Annotated in this window: 18 protein-coding genes; 9 read left to right on the top strand and 9 right to left on the bottom strand. The window is 68.2% G+C overall.

The genetic code is table 11. The features are described from left to right. The first annotated feature begins 48 nt into the window (after positions 1-48). Positions 49-684: a LysE family translocator gene (locus tag FFF93_RS01780; RefSeq protein ID WP_138767598.1), complete on the top strand. Its 636-nt coding sequence runs from the start codon at positions 49-51 to the stop codon at positions 682-684. A 27-nt stretch (positions 685-711) separates the two neighbouring features. Here FFF93_RS01780 and FFF93_RS01775 read toward each other — a convergent pair whose 3' ends face one another. Continuing rightward, positions 712-2688 (bottom strand): amino acid transporter, encoded by a 1977-nt coding sequence (locus FFF93_RS01775; protein ID WP_138767599.1) that lies wholly within the window; start codon positions 2686-2688, stop codon positions 712-714. Positions 2689-2857: 169 nt separating this feature from the next. On the opposite strand from FFF93_RS01775, the gene FFF93_RS01770 reads away from it, so the two are divergent. Both FFF93_RS01770 and FFF93_RS01765 read left to right on the top strand, forming a co-directional pair. Then, the gene (locus FFF93_RS01770) at positions 2858-5578 is read left to right on the top strand and encodes a DUF4118 domain-containing protein (protein WP_138767600.1); all 2721 of its coding nucleotides are present in this window, start codon (positions 2858-2860) and stop codon (positions 5576-5578) included. Further along, positions 5575-6249: a response regulator gene (locus FFF93_RS01765; RefSeq protein WP_138767601.1), complete on the top strand. Its 675-nt coding sequence runs from the start codon at positions 5575-5577 to the stop codon at positions 6247-6249. The genes FFF93_RS01770 and FFF93_RS01765 overlap by 4 nt, the downstream gene beginning before the upstream one ends. 30 nt (positions 6250-6279) lie before the next feature. Here FFF93_RS01765 and FFF93_RS01760 read toward each other — a convergent pair whose 3' ends face one another. From FFF93_RS01760 to FFF93_RS01730, 7 genes are all read right to left on the bottom strand, one after another. Further along, on the bottom strand, positions 6280-7656 hold the full coding sequence (locus FFF93_RS01760; protein WP_138767602.1) for an MFS transporter: 1377 nt from the start codon (positions 7654-7656) through the stop codon (positions 6280-6282). Positions 7657-7766: 110 nt separating this feature from the next. Beyond that, positions 7767-8162 carry a MaoC family dehydratase gene (locus FFF93_RS01755; protein WP_315851469.1) on the bottom strand — a complete coding sequence of 132 codons (396 nt, stop codon included), beginning with the start codon at positions 8160-8162 and terminating at the stop codon, positions 7767-7769. A 59-nt stretch (positions 8163-8221) separates the two neighbouring features. Next, positions 8222-9415 carry an acetyl-CoA C-acyltransferase gene (locus FFF93_RS01750; protein ID WP_138767603.1) on the bottom strand — a complete coding sequence of 398 codons (1194 nt, stop codon included), beginning with the start codon at positions 9413-9415 and terminating at the stop codon, positions 8222-8224. Further along, on the bottom strand, positions 9415-10191 hold the full coding sequence (gene fabG, locus FFF93_RS01745; RefSeq protein ID WP_138767604.1) for a 3-oxoacyl-ACP reductase FabG: 777 nt from the start codon (positions 10189-10191) through the stop codon (positions 9415-9417). Before fabG ends, FFF93_RS01750 begins: the two co-directional genes overlap by 1 nt. Positions 10192-10223: 32 nt before the next feature. Beyond that, a complete protein-coding gene (locus FFF93_RS01740) occupies positions 10224-11420 on the bottom strand; it encodes an acyl-CoA dehydrogenase family protein (RefSeq protein WP_138767605.1) in 1197 nt (398 codons plus the stop codon). A 46-nt stretch (positions 11421-11466) separates the two neighbouring features. Then, positions 11467-11880 carry a thioesterase family protein gene (locus FFF93_RS01735; protein WP_138767606.1) on the bottom strand — a complete coding sequence of 138 codons (414 nt, stop codon included), beginning with the start codon at positions 11878-11880 and terminating at the stop codon, positions 11467-11469. After that, a complete protein-coding gene (locus tag FFF93_RS01730) occupies positions 11873-13123 on the bottom strand; it encodes a CoA transferase (protein WP_315851468.1) in 1251 nt (416 codons plus the stop codon). Before FFF93_RS01730 ends, FFF93_RS01735 begins: the two co-directional genes overlap by 8 nt. 172 nt (positions 13124-13295) lie before the next feature. Between FFF93_RS01730 and FFF93_RS01725 the strand changes: the two genes are divergently transcribed. The 4 genes from FFF93_RS01725 (at position 13296) to FFF93_RS01710 (ending at position 17941) form a co-directional block, all read left to right on the top strand. Then, entirely contained in the window at positions 13296-14204 is a 909-nt protein-coding gene (locus FFF93_RS01725; RefSeq protein WP_138767607.1) for a LysR substrate-binding domain-containing protein, read from the top strand. 135 nt (positions 14205-14339) lie between these two features. Next, a complete protein-coding gene (locus FFF93_RS01720; protein WP_261375249.1) occupies positions 14340-15521 on the top strand; it encodes an acyl-CoA dehydrogenase family protein in 1182 nt (393 codons plus the stop codon). 48 nt (positions 15522-15569) lie between these two features. Then, on the top strand, positions 15570-16172 hold the full coding sequence (locus FFF93_RS01715) for a DinB family protein (RefSeq protein WP_138767608.1): 603 nt from the start codon (positions 15570-15572) through the stop codon (positions 16170-16172). Positions 16173-16183: 11 nt separating this feature from the next. Next, positions 16184-17941 (top strand): diguanylate cyclase, encoded by a 1758-nt coding sequence (locus tag FFF93_RS01710; RefSeq protein ID WP_186372206.1) that lies wholly within the window; start codon positions 16184-16186, stop codon positions 17939-17941. A gap of 3 nt (positions 17942-17944) precedes the next feature. Here the strand turns inward: FFF93_RS01710 and FFF93_RS01705 are convergent, their stop codons facing one another. Continuing rightward, complete coding sequence (locus FFF93_RS01705) at positions 17945-19168, bottom strand: acyl-CoA dehydrogenase family protein (RefSeq protein ID WP_395858441.1); 1224 nt, start codon at positions 19166-19168, stop codon at positions 17945-17947. Positions 19169-19385: 217 nt separating this feature from the next. Here FFF93_RS01705 and FFF93_RS01700 point away from each other — a divergent pair, with 217 nt between their 5' ends. Next, positions 19386-21122, top strand: coding sequence for an AMP-binding protein (locus FFF93_RS01700; RefSeq protein ID WP_138767610.1), 1737 nt, complete (start codon positions 19386-19388; stop codon positions 21120-21122). A gap of 2 nt (positions 21123-21124) precedes the next feature. Continuing rightward, the gene (locus tag FFF93_RS01695) at positions 21125-21631 is read left to right on the top strand and encodes a MarR family winged helix-turn-helix transcriptional regulator (RefSeq protein ID WP_138767611.1); all 507 of its coding nucleotides are present in this window, start codon (positions 21125-21127) and stop codon (positions 21629-21631) included. The last annotated feature ends 47 nt before the right edge of the window (positions 21632-21678 follow it).

The raw sequence follows: 21678 nt of genomic DNA, 5'->3' as shown, positions 1-21678 counted from the left end.
TGAAGGTTGGCCCGAGCCGATGATCCACTCCTCCGGAAGCAGTACTTGATGGTCGAACAACTCCTGGCCTTTGCGCTGACCTGCCTCGTTGTGGTGGTCGTCCCCGGCCCCGATTTCGCCCTCGTGCTGAAGAACGCGCATCGCGCCCCCGGCTCTGCGGCATCGACTGCGGGCGGGATCATGGTCGGCAACACGATCCTTGCCCTTCTTGCCGTGCTTGGTGTTACGGCCCTCCTGGGGGCGTCGGAAATCCTTGGCACGGCGGTCAGGATCGCCGGTGCTGCCTACCTGATCTTCCTGGGGGTCAGCGCCCTGCGGGAGGCTTTCGGGCGCGCCCGCAGCCAGCCGAAGGTGTCCGAGCCGGGGCCGCGGTTCAGCGGCGGCTCGCCCTTCCTGCAGGGCGTGGTGAGCAATTTACTCAACCCCAAGGTCGCCGTGTTCTACCTGTCCCTCTTCCCTCAATTCGACCTCGGCCCGCTTCCCCCGCTGGAACAGCATGCGCTGATGGCCGGCATCTTCCTGCTCACCGCGCTTGCGTGGTACGTCCTTCTGGTGCAGGCGCTCAAGAGGGTCTCCGCGGTATTGGCCCGTCCCCGCGTGCACCGGATCGTCACCGGTGGCTCGGGCGCCGTCCTGGCCGGTGTCGGCGGGACCATCCTGTCGAAATCCCTGGTGTCCGCGTAGCCTTCCCCGGACCGCCCTGGGGCCCTACTAGCCGACGTGCACCCACGGCCGCCGGGTCACGTCGGGTTCGGCTTCGCGGAGCACCTCGCGGGTGACCGGCGCGATTTCCCCCTCGCCGAAGGCAAGGAAGCGCAGCAGGTTGGTGACCGGGTTTCCTTCGGTCCAGCGGAAATAGATGTGCGGCATCAGCCCGGTCACGTCGCGGATGTGCAGCAGTACCGAGGCGATCGTGTTGGGGACGACGGGGCCGTGTACCTCCAGGATCCGGTAGCCGTGCCGGGTGATGCCGCGGACCTCCAGTTCGGTTTCAAAATCCGAGGAATCGTCCACGATGACCTCGAGGAAGAGTGCCTGGTAATCCAGCGGCAAGTGGCTGACCTCGATCGCGGACTCCAGCTTCTGCCGGTAGGCCTCCGCGCTCAGCCGCAGCGGCTCGTGGGCCACGATGCGCAGCGGACCGTCGAGTTCATCGGACATGAACTCCAGCGCCTGCCGGTCCATGTGTACGTGGGTGGCGTGCAGTTCGAAGGAGCGCCGCGCCCGCGACAGCAGGGAAATGACGATGATGCCCAGGATGAAGATCGAGGCGATGCGGATGCCTTCGGGGCGTTCGACGACGTTCGCCACGGTGGTGTAAACGAAGACGACGGCGATCACGCCGAAGCCGACGGTGCGTTTGCGTTGCCGCTTCCGACGGGCCGAAAGGGTCACCGCAATGGCCGCGGAGGTCATCAGCACCAGGACGCCGGTGGCGTACGCGCCGCCCTGGGCGTCGACGTCGGCGTCGAAAATCCACGTGATCAGGAAGCCGACCAGGGTGAAGACCAGCACCAGCGGCCGGACCGCCCGGGCCCAGCCGGGCGCCATGCCGTAGCGCGGCAGGTAGCGCGGGACAAGGTTAAGCAGCCCGGCCATGGCGGACGCTCCGGCGAACCAGAGGATGGCGATGGTGGAAACGTCATAGACGGTGCCGAAGCCCACCCCGAGCTGTTCGTGGGCCAGGAACGCCAAGGCGCGGCCGTTGGCCTGGCCGCCCGGCTGGAACTCGTTCTCCGGGATCAGCACCACGGTGGTGAAGCTGCTGATGATCAGGAATGTGCTCATGATCAGCGCGGCCGTCGTCAGCAGCTTGCGGGCGCCGTCGATCCTGCCCTCCGGGTTCTCCTCGGTGTCCTCCGGGTGGCCCTTGATCTGCGGCATCACCGCGACGCCGGTCTCGAACCCGGACAGGCCCAGGGCCAGTTTGGGGAAGACCAGCAGCGCGAACCCCACGGCCAGCAATGGATTCCCGTGGGAGGAGGAGATCGCTTCCCACCAGTTGCCGACCGCCAGCGGATGGGTCAGTACCTCCCACAGCGATACCGCAACCACCACGACGTTCAGAGCCAGGTACACGCCCACAATCCCGACCGCGACGCCGATCGCCTCCTTGAAGCCGCGAAGGAACACCGCGGCGAGCAGGGCCAGCAGGACCAGCGTGATGGCCACGTTCTGGCCGTGCAGCCAGTCCGGGCTGATCGGGTTCTCGACCAAGTGGGCTGTCGCGTCCGCTGCGGAGAGCGTCATGGTGATCATGAAGTCCGTCGCGGCGAAGCCCAGCAGCACCAGCACGAAGAGCTTCCCGCCCCAGCGCGGCATCAGCCGCTCCAGCATGGCGATTGAGCCTTCGCCGCGGTGGCTCTCGCCGGCGACCCTCCGGTAGACCGGCAGCGCACCCAGCAGGGTGATCGCCACCAGGACCAGCGTGGCCAGCGGCGAGATCACGCCGGCGGCGAGCGCGGCGATGGCGGGCTGGTAGCCCAGGGTGGAGAAGTAGTCGACGCCGGTCAGGCACATCACCTGCCACCAGGAGTGCTTCTTCTCCTGGGCCGTGGGCACGCCGCCGGGGCCCTGGTGCGCGCCCTTGCTGTCCTGCAGCCCCACCAGCAGCCACTTCCGGAGCGCGGTCTTGCGGCCGGGCCTCGGCGCCGATGGGTCGGCCGGGGGCCTGCTCAGGGTGGTCATGGTGTGCCTTTCTCCCGGCGCCTCTCTGACGGGCGGGCGCCGCGTTCTGCCCCTCAGTTGCGAAACTAGCAGCGGCCGGGTGGCCGGACCCCACCGCGGCGCGGATCTTGATGAATCCTTGACGCCGCCCTCCCCCGCCGGACGCTGGCCGGAATGGAAGAATGACTGCATGGCACGTGGAACGCTGCGCATCTTCCTGGGGTCCGCGCCGGGGGTCGGTAAGACCTACGCCATGCTCCGGGAAGGGCACCGGCTCCGGAGTTCCGGCGAGGACGTGGTGGTCGCCTTCGCCCGCGACCGCGGCCGGAGGGACACCCGGGAACTGCTAGCCGGCCTTGAAACGATCAAGCCCAGGCGCGTGCCCCTTGGCCAGGTCGACGTCGAGGAACTGGACCTGGAAGCGGCCCTGCGCCGGGCTCCCTCCACCGCGATTGTGGACGAGTATGCACACACCAACGTTCCCGGCAGCCGGAACCGACACCGCTGGCAGGACATCGACGACCTGCTGGCAGCGGGGATCAACGTGCTGTCCACCCTGGACATCCAGCAGCTGGACTCCCTGGCGGACGTCGTCAGCGCCATCACGCACGTACGCCCCACGGAGACCGTTCCCGACGGCATCGTCCGGCGGGCCGAAGAGCTGCAGCTGGTGGACCTCTCTCCCGAGCTGCTCCGGGAGCGCCTCGCCGCCGGGAAGATCGTGCCGGCCGACCGCATTGACGCGGCGCTGTCCAACTATTTCCGCCCCGGAAACCTGGCGGCACTGCGTGAACTCGCACTTTTGTGGCTGGCAGACAGGGTCGACGAGGGCCTGGCCAGCTACCGGGAGGGGAGCCGGATCGACGCCAACTGGCCGGCCCGCGAGCGCGTCGTGGTCGGGCTGGCGGGCGGGGCCGAGGGCGAGACGCTGATCCGCCGCGGCGCCCGGCTGCTCAACCGCGTCAGCGGCAACGACCTGCTGGCAGTCCATGTCCGGGCTTCGGACGGCGCGGGAGCTGAGTCGCTGCAGGCCCTTGAGGCGCAGCGGCAGCTGGTCCAGAGCCTCGGCGGCAGTTACCACGTGGTCACCGGCGACGAAACGTCCGAGGCGCTCCTGGACTTCGCCCGCAGCGTCAACGCCTCCCAGCTGGTGCTCGGCGTCTCCCGCCGGGGCACGGCGGCGCGGCTGATGACCGGGCTGCGGGGCGGAGGCACCGCGGCCAAGGTACTCCGCGACTCGTCCGGCCTCGATGTCCACCTGGTGCCCCAGCAGAGCGGGCCAAGCGGCGTCCGGCGGAGCAGGCGGGGGGACCTGGGCCGGACCCGGGTCACCGTCGGCTTTGGCCTGGCAGTAGTTGTTCCTGCGGCGCTCCAGCTGCTGCTGGAAATGAATCCGGACAAGAACCTGGCCACCTCGATGCTGGTCCAGCTCACGGGCTCCGTCGCGGTGGCCCTGGTAGGCGGGCTCTGGCCGGCAGTCCTCGCGGCCCTGTGGAGCAGCCTGCTGGTGAACTATTTCTCCACCCCGCCGGTGGGCAACCTGACCATCAGCGACGCCCAGAATGTCCTGGCCCTGCTGGTGTTCGTCGGCGTGTCCGCCGCCGTCGCCGCCGTCGTCGACCGCTCCGCCCGGCGCTCCAAGGAGGCCGCGCGGGCCCGGGCCGAAGCGACGACCCTGGCCGAGCTCTCGCGCGGGGCCGCCGGGTCCGAGGACACCGTGACGGGCCTGCTGGAACAGGCACTGGATGTCTTCCAGGTCCGCGGCGCGGCGCTGTTCGGCCTCGCCGGCGGGGACGCCGACGCCGGTCCGGCAACCGCGGTGCCCGACGGAAGGCCGTCGGACGGAGGCCCGTCGGACGGAAACAGGCAGTGGCGGCTGCTGGCCGGCGTCGGCGACTTCGCCTCGGCGACGGCCCAGGACGTCGGGGAGGCCGGCCCCACCGGCGACAACGTCGAAGAGATCAACGCCGGCACCCGGCTGGTCCTCTCCGGTCGGGTGCTGCCGGCCAGCGACCGACGCCTGCTCGGCGCCTTCGGCGTGCACCTGCTGGCCCAGCTGGAGAACCAGCAGCTGCTGGCGAGCCGGAGCCAGCTACGGCGTCTCGCCGAGAGCAACACCATGCGCACCTCGCTGCTGCGCGCCGTCTCGCATGACCTCCGCACGCCCCTGGCAGGCATCAAGCTCGCGGTCGGCGGACTGCGCCAAGAAGGTGTCCGCTACACCCGGGAAGAGGAGCAGGAGCTGCTGGAGACCATCGAAGAGTGCTCCGACCGGCTCGAGGCCCTGGTGGCGAACCTGTTGGACATGTCCCGGATCACGTCCGATTCCGTCCACCCCCGGCTCCGGCCCGTGCGCTGGTACGAGGTGGTCAGCGGCGGCCTGCACGGAATTCCGGCGGAACGGGTCCGGGTGGAGCTGCCGGCGAACATGCCGGAGGTCGATGCCGATCCCGGCATGCTCGAGCGCGTGATTGCGAACATTGTCGAAAACGCGGTCAAATACGCCCCGGATTCGGACATTGTGCTGACCGGCAGCGCGGGCGGCCTCGGCGCGGCCACCGCGGGCGGCCGGCCCGCAGGGGAACTGCGGATCATCGACCACGGCACAGGCGTCCCGGCGGAGGAGGTGGTGGAGATGTTCCGCCCCTTCCAGCGTCTGGACGACGCGAGCCGGGCCGCCGGCGTCGGCCTCGGCCTGGCCGTAGCCAAGGGATTCACCGAGGCGATGGGTGGCCGGTTGAGCGCGGAAGCCACCCCGGGCGGCGGACTGACCATGGTAGTCAGCCTGCCGCTGTCCGAGGGGACGCCCGTCCAGAAGCGGCCGGGTCAGGCGCCGCTGGAGCCCCAGTCGGCCATGGTCGGCCGACACCACGCACCGCCGATCCTTTCGTCCCCGACGGACGTGCCATGACCGCGGTGCTGGTGGTGGACGACGACCCCTACCTGCTGCGCGCCTTGCGCATCACGCTGCGGGCCCACGGCTACCAAGTCATCGCGGCCGAGGACGGACAGTCCGCACTCCTCGCCGCGGCCCGCACCCCTCCGGCGCTGGTCATCCTGGATCTTGGCCTGCCGGACATGGACGGCACCGCCGTCCTGGCGAAACTCCGCAGCTGGAGCCAGGTTCCCGTGCTGGTGCTCTCGGCCCGCCACGGCTCCGAGGACAAGGTCCAGGCCCTGGACGCGGGCGCGGACGACTACATCACGAAGCCGTTCGGGCTGGACGAACTGCTGGCCCGGCTGCGGGCGCTCCTGCGCCGCAGCGCCGACGGCGCCGAGCCGCCGATCGTCGCGACCGATGCCTTCACTGTGGACCTCGGCAAGCGCCGGGTCACCCGTGACGGCGAGGACGTCCGGCTCACCCCGACGGAATGGAAAATGCTTGAGGTGCTGGTGCGGAACCCCGAGAAACTCGTCACGCAGCAGCAGCTGCTGTCCGAGGTCTGGGGCCCGGCCTACGCCAAGGAGACCAACTACCTCCGCGTTTACATGGCTCAGCTCCGCCGCAAGCTGGAACCGGATGCCGCCGCGCCGCGGCACCTGCTCACCGAGGCGGGGATCGGCTACCGGTTCCTGCCCTAGTTACGTCCGGGCGTCAGTTACGTCCGGGGGTCAGCAGGCGTCCGCCTCGGCGTTCAGGTCCCTGCCCCGGGTTTCGGGGGCGAAGAAACCAGAGACCCAGCCGATTGCTGCGTAACTCATCAGGATCCCTGCCACGGGGAGCCATCCCGGCCCTGTTGCGGCGACTACGGCGGCGGCCAGGATGGGGCCAAGGCCTCCGGAGAGGACGGCGCCCACCTCCTTGACCGTGGTCATGAAGGAGAACCTGCGCTTGGAACCGAACATTTCAACCAGCCACGTTGATTCCACTCCGTACATGTTGGGAATCGGGCCGCCAATGTAGATGACGAACACCAGGGCCACCAGGACCGGGTTCCGGGTTTCGATCAGGAGCATCGCGGGGATGGTGAAGGCGAACTGGAAGGCCGAGAGCCACAGCCACACGATTCTGCGGCCATACTTATCGGTGAGCTTGCCGGTCAGCAGCACGGTGAGGATCCCCAGGATAGAGCCCAGCGTCACGCCGGTCGTGACCAGGTTGGCATCCATCTTCACGACGGACACGGTCCAGCCGATGAGGAAGCCCTTGACGAGGTACACCGAGCCGTTCTCGCCCAGCTTGATTCCCAGGGACACCAGGAACGGCTTCCGGGCATCTGCAGCATCGCGCCACACGCTTTGCTGTTTCGCTCCGGCGCGGGCCGCCTCCCGGCGCTGCTTGACGATCTCAAAGACGGGCGATTCGTTCACGGTGCGCCGCAGGTACAACGCTACAAGAGTGGTGGCAACGCTGAGCAGGAACGGGATACGCCAGCCCCAGCTCAGGAACTGGTCCTTCGGCAGTTGCGACATCAGCAGCCAGAGGGCGCTGGCCAGGAGCACCCCCGTTGCGGTCCCCAGGGCCACGACCGCGCCGTAGAAGCCGCGGCGGGCGCTGGGCGCCGACTCGACCAGCAGGAGCGAGGCGCCTGAAAGTTCGGCGCCGGCGCCGAAACCCTGGATGAGGCGTAGCAGGACCAGCAGGACGGGGGCGGCGACTCCGATCTGGGCATACGTGGGCAGCAGGCCCATCCCAAGGGTGGCGAGCCCCATCATCCCTACCGTTATGACGAGGACGGATTTGCGGCCGTACTTGTCTCCCAGGTATCCGAAGTAGATGCCGCCGAGGGGCCGGACGAGAAAACCGGAACCGTAGGCGGCGAAGCTGGCCAGCAGGGCCATCGCCGGGTCTGTGTTCGGGAAGAACAGCGGCCCGAAGACCAGCGCGGCTGCCAGCGTGTAGAGCGTGAAGTCCATGTATTCCAGCGCCGAGCCGAGCCAGGAGGAGATTGAGGTCCGGCGCAGTTCCGCCGGGGACACCTCCGGGTCGGCAGCAGTATTGGCTGTCTGTGGCTCAGCGTATTTCACGTTCATGTTTTCAGTAACCACGGAATATCTTCCTTGTGAGGAGCCGGCAAGCCGGCTCGGCCGCAAACTTCATTGTTCGGATGGTGTTGGTGCAGTTGGTGCAGTGGTGCGGAGCGGACCGGGGTGCCGCCTCAAATCCTCAGGAGGGACACGGTTTCGGCGATGCAGGCGGGCTTGTCGGAGCCCTCCAGCTCGATCCGGTGCAGGACCTTCAGCTGCCGGCCGTTCGCCGTCCCGGTCACCGAGGTCAGCGTCACCCGGTCCCGGATGCGGGAACCGACCCTGGCCGGGGCCGGGAACCTGACCTTGTCCAGTCCGTAATTGATGACCGATTCAGCGCCCTGGACCCGGTAGACCTGTCCGGCCAGGTACGGCAGCATCGAGAGGCTCAGGTAGCCGTGGGCCACGGTGGCGCCGAAGGGACCGTGGGCGGCCCGCTCCGGGTCGGTGTGGATCCACTGCTGGTCCAGGGTGGCGTCGGCGAAGGCCTGGATCTGGGATTGCTCCAGACGGTGCCAGCCGCTCACTCCTAGTTCCTGTCCGGCCGCCCCCTCCAGCTCGGCGACATTTTCAAACAGCCTCATCATCAGACCCTCTCCAGTAGCATCGCGACGCCCTGGCCCAGGCCGACGCACATCGTGGCCAAGCCTCGAGCGGCGTTTTCACGTTCCATCCGGCCCAGCAACGTCACGACGATCCGTGAACCGGAGGATCCCAGCGGATGACCCAGAGCGATAGCGCCGCCGTCGTTGTTGACGGTGCCCTGATCAAGCCCCAGCAGCCGCATGCAGGCGAGTGACTGTGCGGCGAAAGCTTCGTTGAGTTCGACGGCGCCCACGCCGTCCAGGCTCCAGCCGGCCTTCGCCAAAGCCTTCCGCGTGGCCGGCACCGGGCCAATGCCCATGACCTCCGGGGAAACCCCGGCCGCCTGGCTGGTGACGATCCGCGCCCGTGGCGTCAGACCCCAGCGGGCAACGGCCTCGCCGCTGGCCACCACCACGGCAGAGGCGCCGTCGTTGAGGGAACTGGAGTTGCCCGCGGTGATGATGCCATCCTTGCGAACGATCGGCTTCAGGGCCGCGAGCGCCTCCGGGGTGGAACCGCGCCGCGGCCCCTCGTCGGTGTCGACAAACGAGACGTCGCCGCGCCGGCCGGTCACCGGCACGGGAACAATCTCGTCCCGGAACCGGCCGGCATCGATCGCCGCTAGCGCCAGCTCGTGCGAGCGCAAGGAAAAGCTGTCCGCATCGGCACGGGAGATCCCTTCGCGTCCGGCCACTTCCTCTGCCGTTTCCGGCATCGAGAGCCGGGCGCCGGCCCGCATCCGCGGATTGACGAACCGCGCCCCGATCGAGGTGTCAGCCAGCTCCCCCGGTCCGGCAAACGGCCTTTCCGGCTTGGCCATCACCCAGGGTGCCCGCGTCATGGATTCGACGCCGCCGGCCACCACAAGATCGGCGTCGCCGTTGCGGACCGACTGCGCCGCCATGCTGATGGCGGTCATTCCCGAGGCACAAAGCCGGTTGACCGTGACCGCGGGGACGGCGTCGGGCAATCCCGCCAGCAGCACCGCCATCCGCGCAACGTTGCGGTTGTCCTCCCCGGCCTGGTTCACACAGCCGAGGATGACTTCCTCGATGCTGTCAGGAGCGAGGCCCGCCCGTGCCACCGCGGCCTGCAGGACGAGGGCGGCCAGGTCGTCGGGCCGGACCGTGGCGAGTGCACCGCCGTGGCGGCCCACCGGAGTGCGGACACCACCGACGAGGAACGCTTCCGCCATCAGCGCGCCCCGCCGTTGATGTACAGCGTCTGGCCCGAGATGTAGGAGGCGTCGTCGCTGGCGAAGAACGCCACGGCGGCGGCCACTTCTTCGGGCTGCCCCACCCGGCCCAGCGGTGTCCGGGCGGCGACCGCCGCCTGGTGCTCTTCCGGGCTGCTGCCGACGCGCTCGGCCGTCGCGGCGGTCATGGACGTGGCGATGTAGCCGGGGGCCACGGCGTTGACGGTGATGTTGAACGCGCCGAGCTCGATGGCGAGAGTGGCCGTCAGGCCCTGGATGCCGGCCTTCGCAGCCGCGTAATTCGCCTGGCCGCGGTTGCCCAGGGCGCTGCGGCTGCTGAGCGAGACAATCCTTCCGGACCGGGCCGGGACCATGTACCGCTGCGCGGCCCGGGAACAGAGGTAGGCGCTGGTCAGGTTGGTGGCGAGTACCGAATCCCAGTCCGGGCGCTCCATTTTGAAGAACAGGTTGTCCCGGGTGATGCCGGCATTGTTGACGAGGATGTCGAGCCGGCCGAACTCCCGGTGGAGTTCGGCGAAGACCCGGGCCACGGTGGCCTCGTCCGTGACATCGCAAACGGCTGCGACGGCCCGGCCGCCGGCCGCGAGAACCTCCGGCTCGGTGGAGATCCGTTGCGCCGTGTCCTTGGCGCCGCCCTCGTTGAGGTCCAGGACGACGACGGTTGCACCGCCGGCCGCCAGCTTCAGGGCGGTGGCGGCGCCGATCCCCTGGGCCCCGCCGGTGACGGCTGCCACCTTGTTCGTGAAATTGCTCATGGTGATTCCTTTGATTAGGTGGGGGTGGAGATCTAGCTGAAGGCTGAGATGCCGGTGATTTCCCGGCCGACGAGCAGGGACTGGATGGAGTCGGTGCCCTCGTAGGTGGACACCACCTCCATATCCGTCATGTGCCTGGCGACGTGGTTCTCCAGCAAGACGCCGTTGCCGCCGAGCATGTCCCGGGCTTCGGAGCAGATCCACCGGGCCTTCTGCGCCGTGTGCATCTTGGCGAGGGACGCCATTGGCCCGGTCATCCGCCCGTCCTCGGCCAGGACGGCCAGCCGGAAGCAGATCAGCTGCATGGCTGTCAGCTCGGCCAGCATGTTGGCGAGTTTGTTCTGCACCAGCTGGAAGCTGCCAATTGCTTTGCCGAACTGCTGGCGGGTCTTCGCGTAGTCCACGGCAGTCTCATACGCGGCCATGGCGTGGCCCAGGGACTCCCAGGATGCCCCGCTGCGGGTGGCGGTCAGGACGCGGGTGACGTCCTTGAAGGAGTGGCAGCCGGTGAGCCGGTTGCCGGCAGGCACCCGGACGTTTTCCAAGGTAATGTCCGGCTGGAGGATGGCACGTTTGCCGATTTTTCCGGTGATGACTTCGGGGTGGTAGCCGGCTGGGTAGTTGCCGTCGTCGTTGCGCTCCATAACAAAGGCCTTGACCTTGCCGTCCTCCTCGTCGCGGGCGAAGATGATGACGACGTCGGCCATGCTGGCGTTGCCGATCCACCGTTTGCGGCCGTTAATGATGTAGCTGTCGCCGTCGCGCCGGGCGCTGGTTTCCAGTGCCACCGAGTCGGAGCCGTGATCCGGCTCGGTCAGGGCGAAGGCACCGATTTTGTCCAGAGTGGCCATCGACGGAAGCCAGCGTCCCTTTTGCTCATCGCTGCCCAGCATGTTGATAGTGCCCATGGCCAGGCCTGACTGGACACCGAGGAAGGTGTTGACCGAGCCGTCGCCGCGGGAGACCTCGGCCGCGACGATCCCGGCAGCGAGCCGGCTCAGCCCCGGGCACCCGTAGCCCTTGATGGTGGTGCCCACAATGCCAAGGGCTGCGAGCTTGGGGATCAGTTCAAACGGGAACTCCGCCCGTTCCCAATAGCCGTTGATGACCGGAAGCAGGTCCTTGTCCACGAAGCTTCGGACCTTCAGCCGCAAGGCGCGGTCCTCCGCGGTCAGGAAATCGTCCATCAGGTAGAAGTCAGTGCCGTTTTCGGCGGGATCGGTAGTCATTGGGTTCAACTCCAGGGGTGGGATGGGAATTCTGGGGGCCGGGTGCTTAGGTGCGGCAAGAGCTGAGCTGGAACTGAGCGAGCCAATGCCGTTCCTCGTCCGCCAGTGGCCTGGCCGCGCCGGTCTCCGGCGAAACCGCGACGAGGACGGTCCGGCCGTCCACGGCGACTTCGCCGCTCTGGGTGCCTGCGCACTCGAGGGTGTAGGAACTGGTGCCGATCCTGCTGACCGTCAGCTCGACCGTCAGGTCCTGGCCGTGGATCACGGGGCGGCGGTAGTTCAGCTCGAGGGCCGCCACCACGGTCGGCGTCGCGGCGGCAGTCCGGGCCCCCGGCGTCGTCGCACGCCACCGGATCCGGGCCTCCTCGAGCAACGTCACGACGGCGGCGTGGTTCACGTGGCCGTTGAGGTCCTGGTCCGACCAGCGCGGGGAGATCCGCGTCCGGTACGGCTCAGGCATGGGCCAGGGTCTTCTGCCGGAGCAGCCAGTCGCGGACCAGCTCGGAGCTTTCGTTAAGCTCTGGAGGCGCGAGCGGGTAGTCGACGGGGGTGCGGGAGTACTCCACGGGGTGCCGGACCGTGGGGATCCTCCGCATCCCGCTGCCGGCCAGGACCACCGGCTGCAGTCCCAGGCGTTCGGCGAAATCGACACCGCCGCGCACGTCCTGGATCGGGGCGCATGGCAGGCCGGCGTCGGAGAGCTGCGAGAACCACTGCGCGGCGGATTGCGTTGCCAGGACGGTGTGAAGGATCTCCCGGAGTTCATCCCGGTGCGCATTGCGCTGCAGTGTGGTGGCGAACTTCGGGTCCGTGGCGACGTCGGGAATGGCCAAGGCAGCGCAGAGCCGGACGAACTGGGCATCGTTGCCCGTCGCGATGATGATCATGCCGTCCCCGGTCTGCATCGGTGCATAGGGGTACATACTGGGATGTTCGTTGCCCATCCGGGTCGGCACCACACCGCCGGTCACGTAGGCCGCGGACTGGTTGACCATGCCGGACAGAGCCGAGGTCAGGAGGTTCAGCTCCACCAACTGGCCCTCACCGGTCTGGTCCTTGTGGTGCAGGGCCCCCAGAATGCCGATGGCCGCGTGCAGGCCGGTGATGACGTCAAACAGGGCGATGCCGGCCCGGTACGGCTGCGTGCCCTGGTCACCGGTCAGGCTCATCATCCCGGAGGCTGCCTGCACGAGCAGGTCATACCCCGGGATGTGCGCGCCGGCGCCGGTGCCGAACCCGGTGATGGATGCGTAGATGATGTCCGGCTTCAGCTCGGCGGCGGCGGTGTAGTCCAGCCCAAGGCGTTCCATGTTGCCCGGCTTGAAATTTTCGATCATGACGTCCGCGGAACGGATCAGCGCACGCGCCACCTCAAGGTCCTCCGGGTCCTTCAAATCCAGGGCGATCGAGTGCTTGTTCCGGTTTACCGCCAGGAAGAACGTGGCCTCGCCGTCGCGGACCGGCGGCATGTAGCTGCGGGTGTCGTCCCCTTCGGGCCCCTCAACCTTGATAACCGTCGCGCCCATATCGGCCAGCAGCATGGTGGCATAGGGCCCAGCGAGCACCCGGCTGAAGTCTGCGATCACGACGCCGGCCAGCGGGCCTGACCCTCGGCGGCCGAGCATGCCGGGGGCCGGGCTGGCAGCGTCCGGGATCGGGCCGACGCCCGAGCCGGCGGCCGATTCAGCGTTCGGTTTTTTCATGTGGTTCCTCCGATATGTGGTCTGCATCACCTACCTTGGCAAGCCGATTGATCCGCGTCCAATACGCATTTGTGCCGAATTGATACCTCAGCCTCATCACTGCCGGCGCCGGTTTGTTCGGTATCTTGAGCAGATGAACAACGACGTTTACCTGGACCGGGCGTGAAGCGGGATGGAAATTCAACAGATACGGGCCTTCCTCGCGGTCGCTGACGAACTGCATTTCGGCCGGGCGGCAGAAAAGCTTCATATGGCGCAGCCGCCGCTGAGCCGGGCCATTCAACGTCTGGAGCACGAGCTCAAGGCACCGCTCTTTGTCCGGAATACCCGGTCGGTCCGGCTGACCGCCGAGGGCGAAGCGCTGGTGGCCCCGGCGCGGGACATCCTGGCGGCCTGCCGTCGATCAGCCCTGGCGGTGGCCTCGGTGGGCAAGGGCGAGACGGGAAGGGTACGGGTGGCGTTCGCCGGGGTTTCCTCACACGTTATGGTCGGAAAACTGGCCAAAAAGGTCCGGGAGACCCACCCGGGGATTGAGTTCCAGCTGTCCAGTTCGAACTTTGCCTTGCCAGCCATGGACCGGGTCATGAGGGGCGCCATGGAAATTGGCCTTGGCCGGTGGAATTTCATTCCGGAGGCTCTGGAGTCCCGGACTGTCGCGAATGAGCGGCTCGTGGTGGCGCTGCACGAGGGCCATCGCCTGAGCCGGCGGACCTCGCTGGTGATGGCCGACCTCGCCGGGGAGCCTTTTGTCACCCTCCCCGAGCATCCCGGCGCCATCCTGCACGACTATCTTCGCCGACTGTCCAACAGCGCCGGCTATGCTCCGGAAATCGTGCAGGTGGCACCGGATTCCCAGACTCTGATGGCACTCGTCGCCGCAGAGATCGGGGTCGCGTTGACGGTGTCGTCGGTGCCCGAGAATTTCAGCCACCCGGGAGTTGTATTCCTGCCGCTGGATGATCCGGCCGACGTCATCCAGCTGCGCCTGGTTTGGCGCAAGGACAACATGAGCCCTGCGCTCCGCCAGGTCTTGCAGCTCTCCGAATCCGTCCTCCCGTCGCCGGGCCCGCCGGCGGATTGATGCGCCGCGGGTATCAGCGCGGGCACCATTCGGTATTGGAACCGTCGCAATCCGGCTGGCACAGTGGTCAGTACCTGCCGGCCGCTGCCGGAATCAATGGAGATTGCCGCCACCTATTTGCCTGGAGTTAAACCCGTGACCATAGCCGAAGCCACCCTTGTGAACGACGACGTCCTTAACCTGGACAGCCTGCTGACGGCGGAGGAGCTTGAACTGCGCGCCAGGGTCCGCGCCTTCGTGACGGAGCGCATCCGGCCCAACATCAGCGCCTGGTACGAGCAGGCGCATTTCCCGCTTGAGCTGGTGCCCGAACTGGGCGGGCTCGGTGTGCTCGGGATGCACCTGGAGGGCTACGGCTGCCCCGGCCGCAGCGCCGTCGAATACGGCCTCGCCGCCATGGAACTGGAAGCCGGCGACTCCGGGCTCCGGACCTTCGTCAGCGTCCAGGGATCGCTGGCCATGAGCGCCATCCACAAGTGGGGGTCCGAGGAGCAGAAGAACGAGCACCTCCCGGCGATGGCACGGGGCGAAAAGATCGGCTGCTTCGGGCTGACAGAGCCTACTGCCGGCTCCGACCCGTCCAGTATGGCGACTTTCGCGGAGCCCGACGGCCGCGGCGGCTGGATCATTAACGGCGCAAAGCGCTGGATCGGGTTGGCTTCCGTGGCGCAGATTGCCGTTATCTGGGCCAACACCAGCCAAGGTGTCCGCGGGTTCATCGTGCCAACGGACACGCCCGGGTTCACCGCGACGCCGATCGGGTCCAAGCTGTCCATGCGGGCTTCGATCCAGTGCGACATCGCCCTTGAGGACGTCCGTCTTCCCGGCGCGGCACTGCTCCCCGGCGCCCAGGGGCTCCGCGGCCCGTTCTCCTGCCTTAACGAGGCCCGCTACGGGATCATCTGGGGCGCGATGGGCGCGGCCCGGGACTCCTACGAGGCGGCGCTCACGTACTCGCAGGACCGGCTGCAGTTCGGCAAACCACTCGCCGGCTACCAGCTCACCCAGGAGAAGCTGGTCAACATGCTGCTGGAGATCCAGAAGGGGACGCTGCTGGCCCTGCATACCGGGCGCCTCAAAGATGCGGGGACGCTGGAACCGGTCCAGATCTCCGTAGGAAAATTGAACAACGTCCGCGAGGCCATCGCCATCTGCCGGGAAGCCCGGACCATCCTGGGCGGCAACGGCATTACCCTGGACTACTCCCCGCTGCGGCATGCCAACAACCTCGAATCGGTGCGTACCTATGAGGGCACCGATGAGGTCCATACCCTCATCCTGGGGCAGCGCATCACGGGAAGCTCGGCGTTCCGGTAGGAGGACCCCACCGCCAGCTCTGGCCGGCGGCCCGGTAGGATGCCGGTCATGGACGACAAGGAGATCCTGCACCGCTACCTGCGCCTGCGCCGCGCCGAACTGCTGGCCAAGCTGGACGGGCTGGACGACTACGACGTCCGCCGGCCGCTGACCCCGACCGGGACCAACCTCCTGGGCCTCGTCAAACACGTGGCCAGCGTCGAGGCCGGCTATTTCGGTGAAGTCTTCGGCCGCCCGCACGGCCAGCCGCTGCCCTGGCTGGCGGACGACGCCGAACCGGATGCCGACCTGTGGGCGTCCCCGGACGAAACCCGGGACCAGATCGTCGCACTGCACCACGCGGCGGCCACCCACAGCGACGCCACCATTGAAGCCCTGCCCCTGGACGCCGCGGGCCAGGTTCCGTGGTGGCCGGAGGAACGCCGGGTCGTCACCCTTCAGCAGATCCTCGTCCACATGTGCGTCGAAACGGCGCAGCACCTGGGCCACGCCGACATCCTGCGCGAACTTATCGACGGGACGGCCGGGAAGGGCCCCGGCGACCCGAACCTGACGCCGCGCAGCGCCGAGGAATGGGCCGCGCACCGGGCACGCCTCGAGGCGGCTGCGCGGGCGGCAGACCCGGTTTCCCGTCGGACGCCGCCGCAATAGATACTGGGGCAATGAATATTCACAGCGCTCTCGCCCAGGAGAACGCACAACGGCCGCCGTTGCCGGAGGTCCCCGCCCAGATGCGGGCCGTGCTCAACGGCATCCCGGCCATGGTGGCCTATTGGGACGCAGGGTTGCGCAACCGGCTGGCCAACGACGCCTACCTTGACTGGTTCGGCGTCACATCCGACGAGCTGCACGGGATGCACATCCAGGACCTGCTCAGCGACGCCGTGCTGGCAGCCAACCAGTCCTACATCGCCAAAGTGCTCAGCGGCGAACCGCAATTCTTTAAGCGAACGCTCACGGACGCCGCCGGGGCGACCCGCTTCACCGAGGTCTCCTACCTGCCGGACCTGCGCGAGGGCGGGACATCCGGTTTCTTCGTGATGGTCACCGACATCACCGGGCGGGTGCTCGCCGAACGCCGCCAGCAGCGCGACACCGACCGGTACCGGGCACTCGCGCGCAGCGTCCCCGGGGTCTTTGTCCTGCTCTTCGATGCGGACCTGCGCTACCTGATCGCGGAAGGCCAGGAGCTGGAGTCCTTCGGCTACCGGTCCACCGAGCTGGAAGGCAAAACCATCCACGAGGTGCTCGACGGCGCCCTGGCCAACGAGCTGGAACCCCGCTACCGTGCGGCCCTGTCCGGCCAAGAGGTCGCCTGGAGCCGGCGGATCGGACACCGGACCTACCGGCTGAAGGCAGGACCCGTCTACTCCGACGACGACGCCACCGCCGGCATGGTGGTGGCCGTGGATGTCACCGAGCGCCTCCAGCAGGAACAGACGTGGGCCGCGCTGCACGAGATCGCCACCGCCGTCGCCCGCAACGCCGCCCCGGCGGACATCTCGGAGCGGGTCGCGTTCATCCTGCGGGACCTCTTCACGGTGGATTCGGCCGCCGTCGTCCGCTTCACCGGGCCGTTGTCAGCGGAAATCGTGGCAATGGCACCGGCCCTGCCGCCCACCCTGAACCGAACCCACGTTTTCTCGCTCACGGACACCTCGGCGACCGTCCGCGTCGCCGCCACCGGCAAGCCCGCCCTCGTGGTCTACGGCCCGGAGGGCGGCCCCGCCGCCGAGCAGATGCGTGCCGGCGGCTTCCAGTCCGCGGCGGGCGCCCCCATCAGGGTCCACGGCAGCCTGTGGGGCGTGGTCACCCTGACCTCGAAGTCCAGCACGGGCGTCACCGAGGCAATGCTGGATCGCCTGGCCCAGTTCGCCGAGCTGGTGGAGATCGCCATCGGCAACACCGAGGCACGCACCAGCCTGGAACTGCAGGCCACTACCGACCAGCTCAGCGGGCTGCCCAACCGGCGCGCGCTCGAGCAGCACCTCGCCCACGAGATCGAACTCGCGGCATCCCGCGGCACCAGCCTCAGCGCCGTCGTCCTGGACATCGACCACTTCAAGAAGGTCAACGACACCTTCGGCCACCTCATGGGCGACGTGGTGCTGGCGGACGTCGCGGCCCGGCTCCGCGGCGTCGCCCGCCAGGACGAGATCGTTGCCCGCTTCGGCGGGGAGGAATTCGTCTGGCTGCTGCCCGGCACGGACGGCGGGGAGGCACTGCTCGCGGCGGAACGGGCACGCGCCGCCATCGAAGCGGAGCCTTTCGGGGAGGTGGGCCCGATTACGGTCTCCGCCGGGGTCTGCGAACTGAGCGACGCCGGCAGCCACAGCCTGCTGGCCTGCGCGGACCGGGCGCTGTACGCCGCCAAGCACGCCGGACGAAACCGCAGCGAGCGCTACGGCGCAGCCGGCTGACGCCTAGACGAAGGCGGACTTTCCGGTCACGGCCCGGGCGACGATCAGGGAGTTGATCTCGTAGCTGCCCTCATAGGTGTAGAGGATCTCGGCGTCGCCGAAGAGCTTGCCCATCTCGAAGTCGCTGCTGATCCCGTTGCCGCCCATCAGCGAACGCCCCATCGCGACGGAGGCCCGCGCCAGCCGGGTGGTGGTGGACTTGGCCATGGCGGCCTGCACCATCTCCAGCTTGCCCTCCTGCTGGATCCGCGCCAGCTGGGCCATCAGCGCCAGGGAGACGCTGGCGTTGCCCAGGATCTCGGCCAGCTGCTGCTGGACCAGCTGGAAGCGGGCCAGTTCCTTGCCGAACTGCTTGCGTTCCAGCGAATAGGCTCGGGCGACGTCGAACGCGGCCAGCTGGATGCCGGCGCCCTGCCAGCCCACCCACGCCCGCGAGTCCCGCAGCAGTTCATTGGCCCGGGAGAAGTCAGTGGCGCCCGGCAGCAGGTTGGATTCCGGAATGCGGACCTCGTCGAGCACGATGTCCGCGTTCTGCATGATCCGCAGCCCGATCTTGTTCGCGATCTTGGTGGCGGTGTAGCCGGGCCTGTCCGTCTCCACGATGAAGCCCTTGATCTGCTGGTCCGCGACGTCGCGCGCCCAGACCAGGGCGAAGTCGGCGATCGTTCCGGCCCCGATCCAGCGTTTAGCACCGTTGATGACCCACTCGCCGTCTTCCAGCCGCGCCGTAGTGGACAGACCCCCGGCGATGTCCGAGCCGTGGTCCGGTTCGGTCAGGGCGAAAGCCCCGAGCTGGGTGAAGGCCGTGAGCCCGGGAAGCCACCGCGCCTTCTGCTCCTCTGAGCCAAGCTCGTCGATCATGCCGACGATCAGTTCGTTGTGGATGCCCACGAGGGCCGAGAGCGAGACGTCTGCGCGGGCCACCTCGACGTACATCAGGCCCTTGAACAGCTTGGAGGTACCGTCCGTCTGCAGTCCGCCCAGGCCGTGTTTGCCCAGCTCGGCGAGCAGGCCGAAAGGGAACTCCTCGCGGTTCCAGTAGTCGATCGACGCGGCGCGGATCCGGGCCTGGAGGAACTCCCGGATCTCCTGGTACCGCGCCCGTTCGTCCGCCGGCAGCAGGTCCACGATGTACATCAGGTCCGCGTCCGGGAACGGCGGCGCCACCGGCGCCGGGGCCGGACTTTCCGTGGCGCCGCCGCGGGCGGGCGCGGCCTGGACGGCCATTGCCTCGCCTGCCCTTGCCTTGACGGCGGGCTGTCGGCTGGCACTTCCTTGTGACTGCACGGGCACGTATCCCTTCGTAATGTGCCGCGCATCGGCAGCAACATCTGCTCTTCCAAACCCTTGGATGTCCTAGTATATTGCACAGTGATGTGGATCACTAGGCCAGCGGCGGCCGCCACCGGGCCGCCTGGCTGCGACCGGCTGCGAAAGGTGCACCATGACCGTCACCGAGGATTTCCGTGCCGCGAGGGACAGGCTGCTGGCCCTCCGCGGGGACTACACGGCCGCGCGCCAGGAATTCGAATGGCCGCGCTTCGCGGAGTTCAATTTCGCCCTCGACTGGTTCGACCAGATCGCGGCCGATCCCGCCACGGCGGACCGGCCGGCCCTGGTGATCGTGGAGCAGGACGGCACGGTCACGCGGCGCAGCTTCGCTGACCTGTCCCGGCGCTCCGCGCAGGTGGCCAACTGGCTCAGGGCCCAGGGCGTGCGACGCGGGGACCGGATGATCATCATGCTCGGCAACCAGGTGGAGCTCTGGGAACTGATGCTCGCCGGCATCAAACTCGGCATCGTGATGATCCCCACGACCACCCTGATGGGACCGGCGGACCTGCAGGACCGGGTGGAGCGCGGGGGCGCCGGCTGGGCCGCCGTCGGGAGCGCCAACATCGCTAAATTCGCCGGCGTCCCGGGCGACTACAGGCTGATCGAAATCGGCGGCGGCGCCGGCAACGCCGAAACCAACACGGCGCCCCTGCAGTACGCGGACGCGGCGGCCGCGGCGGAGAACTTCACCCCGGACGCGCCCACCCTGGCCGACGAGACCCTGCTGCTCTACTTCACCTCCGGCACCACGTCCAAGGCCAAGCTGGTGGAACACACGCACACCTCCTATCCGGTGGGGCACCTGTCCACCATGTTCTGGATCGGGATGGAACCGGGCGACGTGCACCTGAACGTGGCGTCCCCCGGCTGGGCCAAGCACGCCTGGTCCAACGTCTTTACGCCCTGGATCGCGGAAGCCTGCGTCTTCATCTACAACTACGAACGCTTCGACGCGAAGGCGCTGATGGAGCAGATGGACCGCGAGCGGGTCACGAGTTTCTGCGCCCCGCCGACAGTCTGGCGGATGCTGATCCAGGCCGACCTGACGTTGCTCAAGCACCCGCCCACCAAGGTGGTGTCCGCCGGGGAGCCGCTCAACGCCGAGGTCATCGACCAGGTCCAGCGGGCCTGGGGCCAGACCATCCGGGACGGCTTCGGCCAGACCGAGTCCACCGTGCAGATCGCCAACACCCCCGGGCAGCCGATCAAGATCGGCGCCATGGGCAGGCCGCTGCCCGGCTACGACGTCGTCCTCGTGGATCCGGCCACCGGCGAAGAGTCCGACGACGGAGAGCTGTGCCTGCGCCTGGACCCGCGCCCCGTCGGGCTGATGAAGGCCTACTATGGGGACCCGGAGAAGACCGCTGAGGCCTTCCGCGGCGGCTACTACCACACCGGGGACATGGCGAGCCGGGACGAACGCGGCATCATTACCTACGTGGGCCGCGGCGACGACGTCTTCAAGTCCTCCGACTACCGGCTCTCCCCGTTCGAGCTGGAGAGCGTGCTGATCGAGCACCCGGCGGTGGCGGAGGCCGCCGTCGTCCCCTCCCCCGACGCGCTCAAACTGTCCGTGCCCAAGGCCTTTGTGGTCCTGGCCGCCGGCCACGAGCCCGGACCCGAACTGGCCGAAGACATCTTGCGCTACTGCCGCGAGCACCTGGCCCCCTTCAAACGCATCCGCCGGCTGGAGTTTGCCGAGCTGCCCAAGACCATCTCCGGCAAGATCCGTCGGGTGGAACTGCGGCACAACGAGGAACTGCGGCACGGGGCCGGCCGGGTGCCGGAGGGGCTGGGCACGGAGTACTCCGAGGCCGACTTCCCCGGGCTGAAGGGCGAGGGCTAGGCATGGGCACCCCGCTGCCGCGTGACCCGATCGCCGACGCCCAGCGCAACTGGGAGCGGCACGGCTGGGCCGACGTCGCCGCCCCGATGGCCGCCATCACCGCCATCATGCGGACCCAGCAGATCCTGCTGGGCAGGATCGAAACGGCACTCAAGCCGTTTGGACTGACGTTCGCGCGCTACGAACTGCTGGCCCTGCTCAGCTTCGCCCGCAGCGGCGCGCTGCCCATGAACAAGGCGAGCGCGTTGCTCCAGGTCCACCCCACGTCGGTGACCAACGCCGTCGACCGGCTGCAGGAGGCCGGGCTGGTGCTCCGGTCCCCGCACCCCACCGACGGCAGGACCACGCTGATCGAGCTCACCTCGGAGGGGCGGACCCTCGCCAAGCGCGCGACGGCGGTGCTCAACGCCGAGGTCTTCGGCCAGTCCGGCTTCGAGGCTCCGGACGTGGAGCAGCTGATCCGGATCCTGGGCAACTTCCGGCGCAATGCCGGGGACTTCAGCGGCTAAGCCGTACACTTCCCTTGCGGGTCCGTCGAGGGATGGGCCCGGAGCCG

Source organism: Arthrobacter sp. KBS0702 (genome assembly GCF_005937985.2).
Classification (GTDB): Bacteria; Actinomycetota; Actinomycetes; order Actinomycetales; family Micrococcaceae; genus Arthrobacter.
The sequence above is the reverse complement of the archived record's forward strand: the minus strand, read 5'-3'. Positions and strand labels throughout refer to the sequence as shown.

Coding starts and splice junctions, on each gene's coding strand:
- FFF93_RS01740 (WP_138767605.1), bottom strand. CDS start 11,420: ATGACTACCGATCCCGCCGAAAACGGCACTGACTTCTACCTGATGGAC.
- FFF93_RS01765 (WP_138767601.1), top strand. CDS start 5,575: ATGACCGCGGTGCTGGTGGTGGACGACGACCCCTACCTGCTGCGCGCC.
- FFF93_RS01710 (WP_186372206.1), top strand. CDS start 16,184: ATGAATATTCACAGCGCTCTCGCCCAGGAGAACGCACAACGGCCGCCG.
- FFF93_RS01770 (WP_138767600.1), top strand. CDS start 2,858: ATGGCACGTGGAACGCTGCGCATCTTCCTGGGGTCCGCGCCGGGGGTC.
- FFF93_RS01735 (WP_138767606.1), bottom strand. CDS start 11,880: ATGCCTGAGCCGTACCGGACGCGGATCTCCCCGCGCTGGTCGGACCAG.
- FFF93_RS01695 (WP_138767611.1), top strand. CDS start 21,125: ATGGGCACCCCGCTGCCGCGTGACCCGATCGCCGACGCCCAGCGCAAC.
- fabG (WP_138767604.1), bottom strand. CDS start 10,191: ATGAGCAATTTCACGAACAAGGTGGCAGCCGTCACCGGCGGGGCCCAG.
- FFF93_RS01705 (WP_395858441.1), bottom strand. CDS start 19,168: ATGGCCGTCCAGGCCGCGCCCGCCCGCGGCGGCGCCACGGAAAGTCCG.
- FFF93_RS01775 (WP_138767599.1), bottom strand. CDS start 2,688: ATGACCACCCTGAGCAGGCCCCCGGCCGACCCATCGGCGCCGAGGCCC.
- FFF93_RS01725 (WP_138767607.1), top strand. CDS start 13,296: ATGGAAATTCAACAGATACGGGCCTTCCTCGCGGTCGCTGACGAACTG.
- FFF93_RS01750 (WP_138767603.1), bottom strand. CDS start 9,415: ATGGCGGAAGCGTTCCTCGTCGGTGGTGTCCGCACTCCGGTGGGCCGC.
- FFF93_RS01780 (WP_138767598.1), top strand. CDS start 49: ATGGTCGAACAACTCCTGGCCTTTGCGCTGACCTGCCTCGTTGTGGTG.
- FFF93_RS01730 (WP_315851468.1), bottom strand. CDS start 13,123: ATGAAAAAACCGAACGCTGAATCGGCCGCCGGCTCGGGCGTCGGCCCG.
- FFF93_RS01700 (WP_138767610.1), top strand. CDS start 19,386: ATGACCGTCACCGAGGATTTCCGTGCCGCGAGGGACAGGCTGCTGGCC.
- FFF93_RS01715 (WP_138767608.1), top strand. CDS start 15,570: ATGGACGACAAGGAGATCCTGCACCGCTACCTGCGCCTGCGCCGCGCC.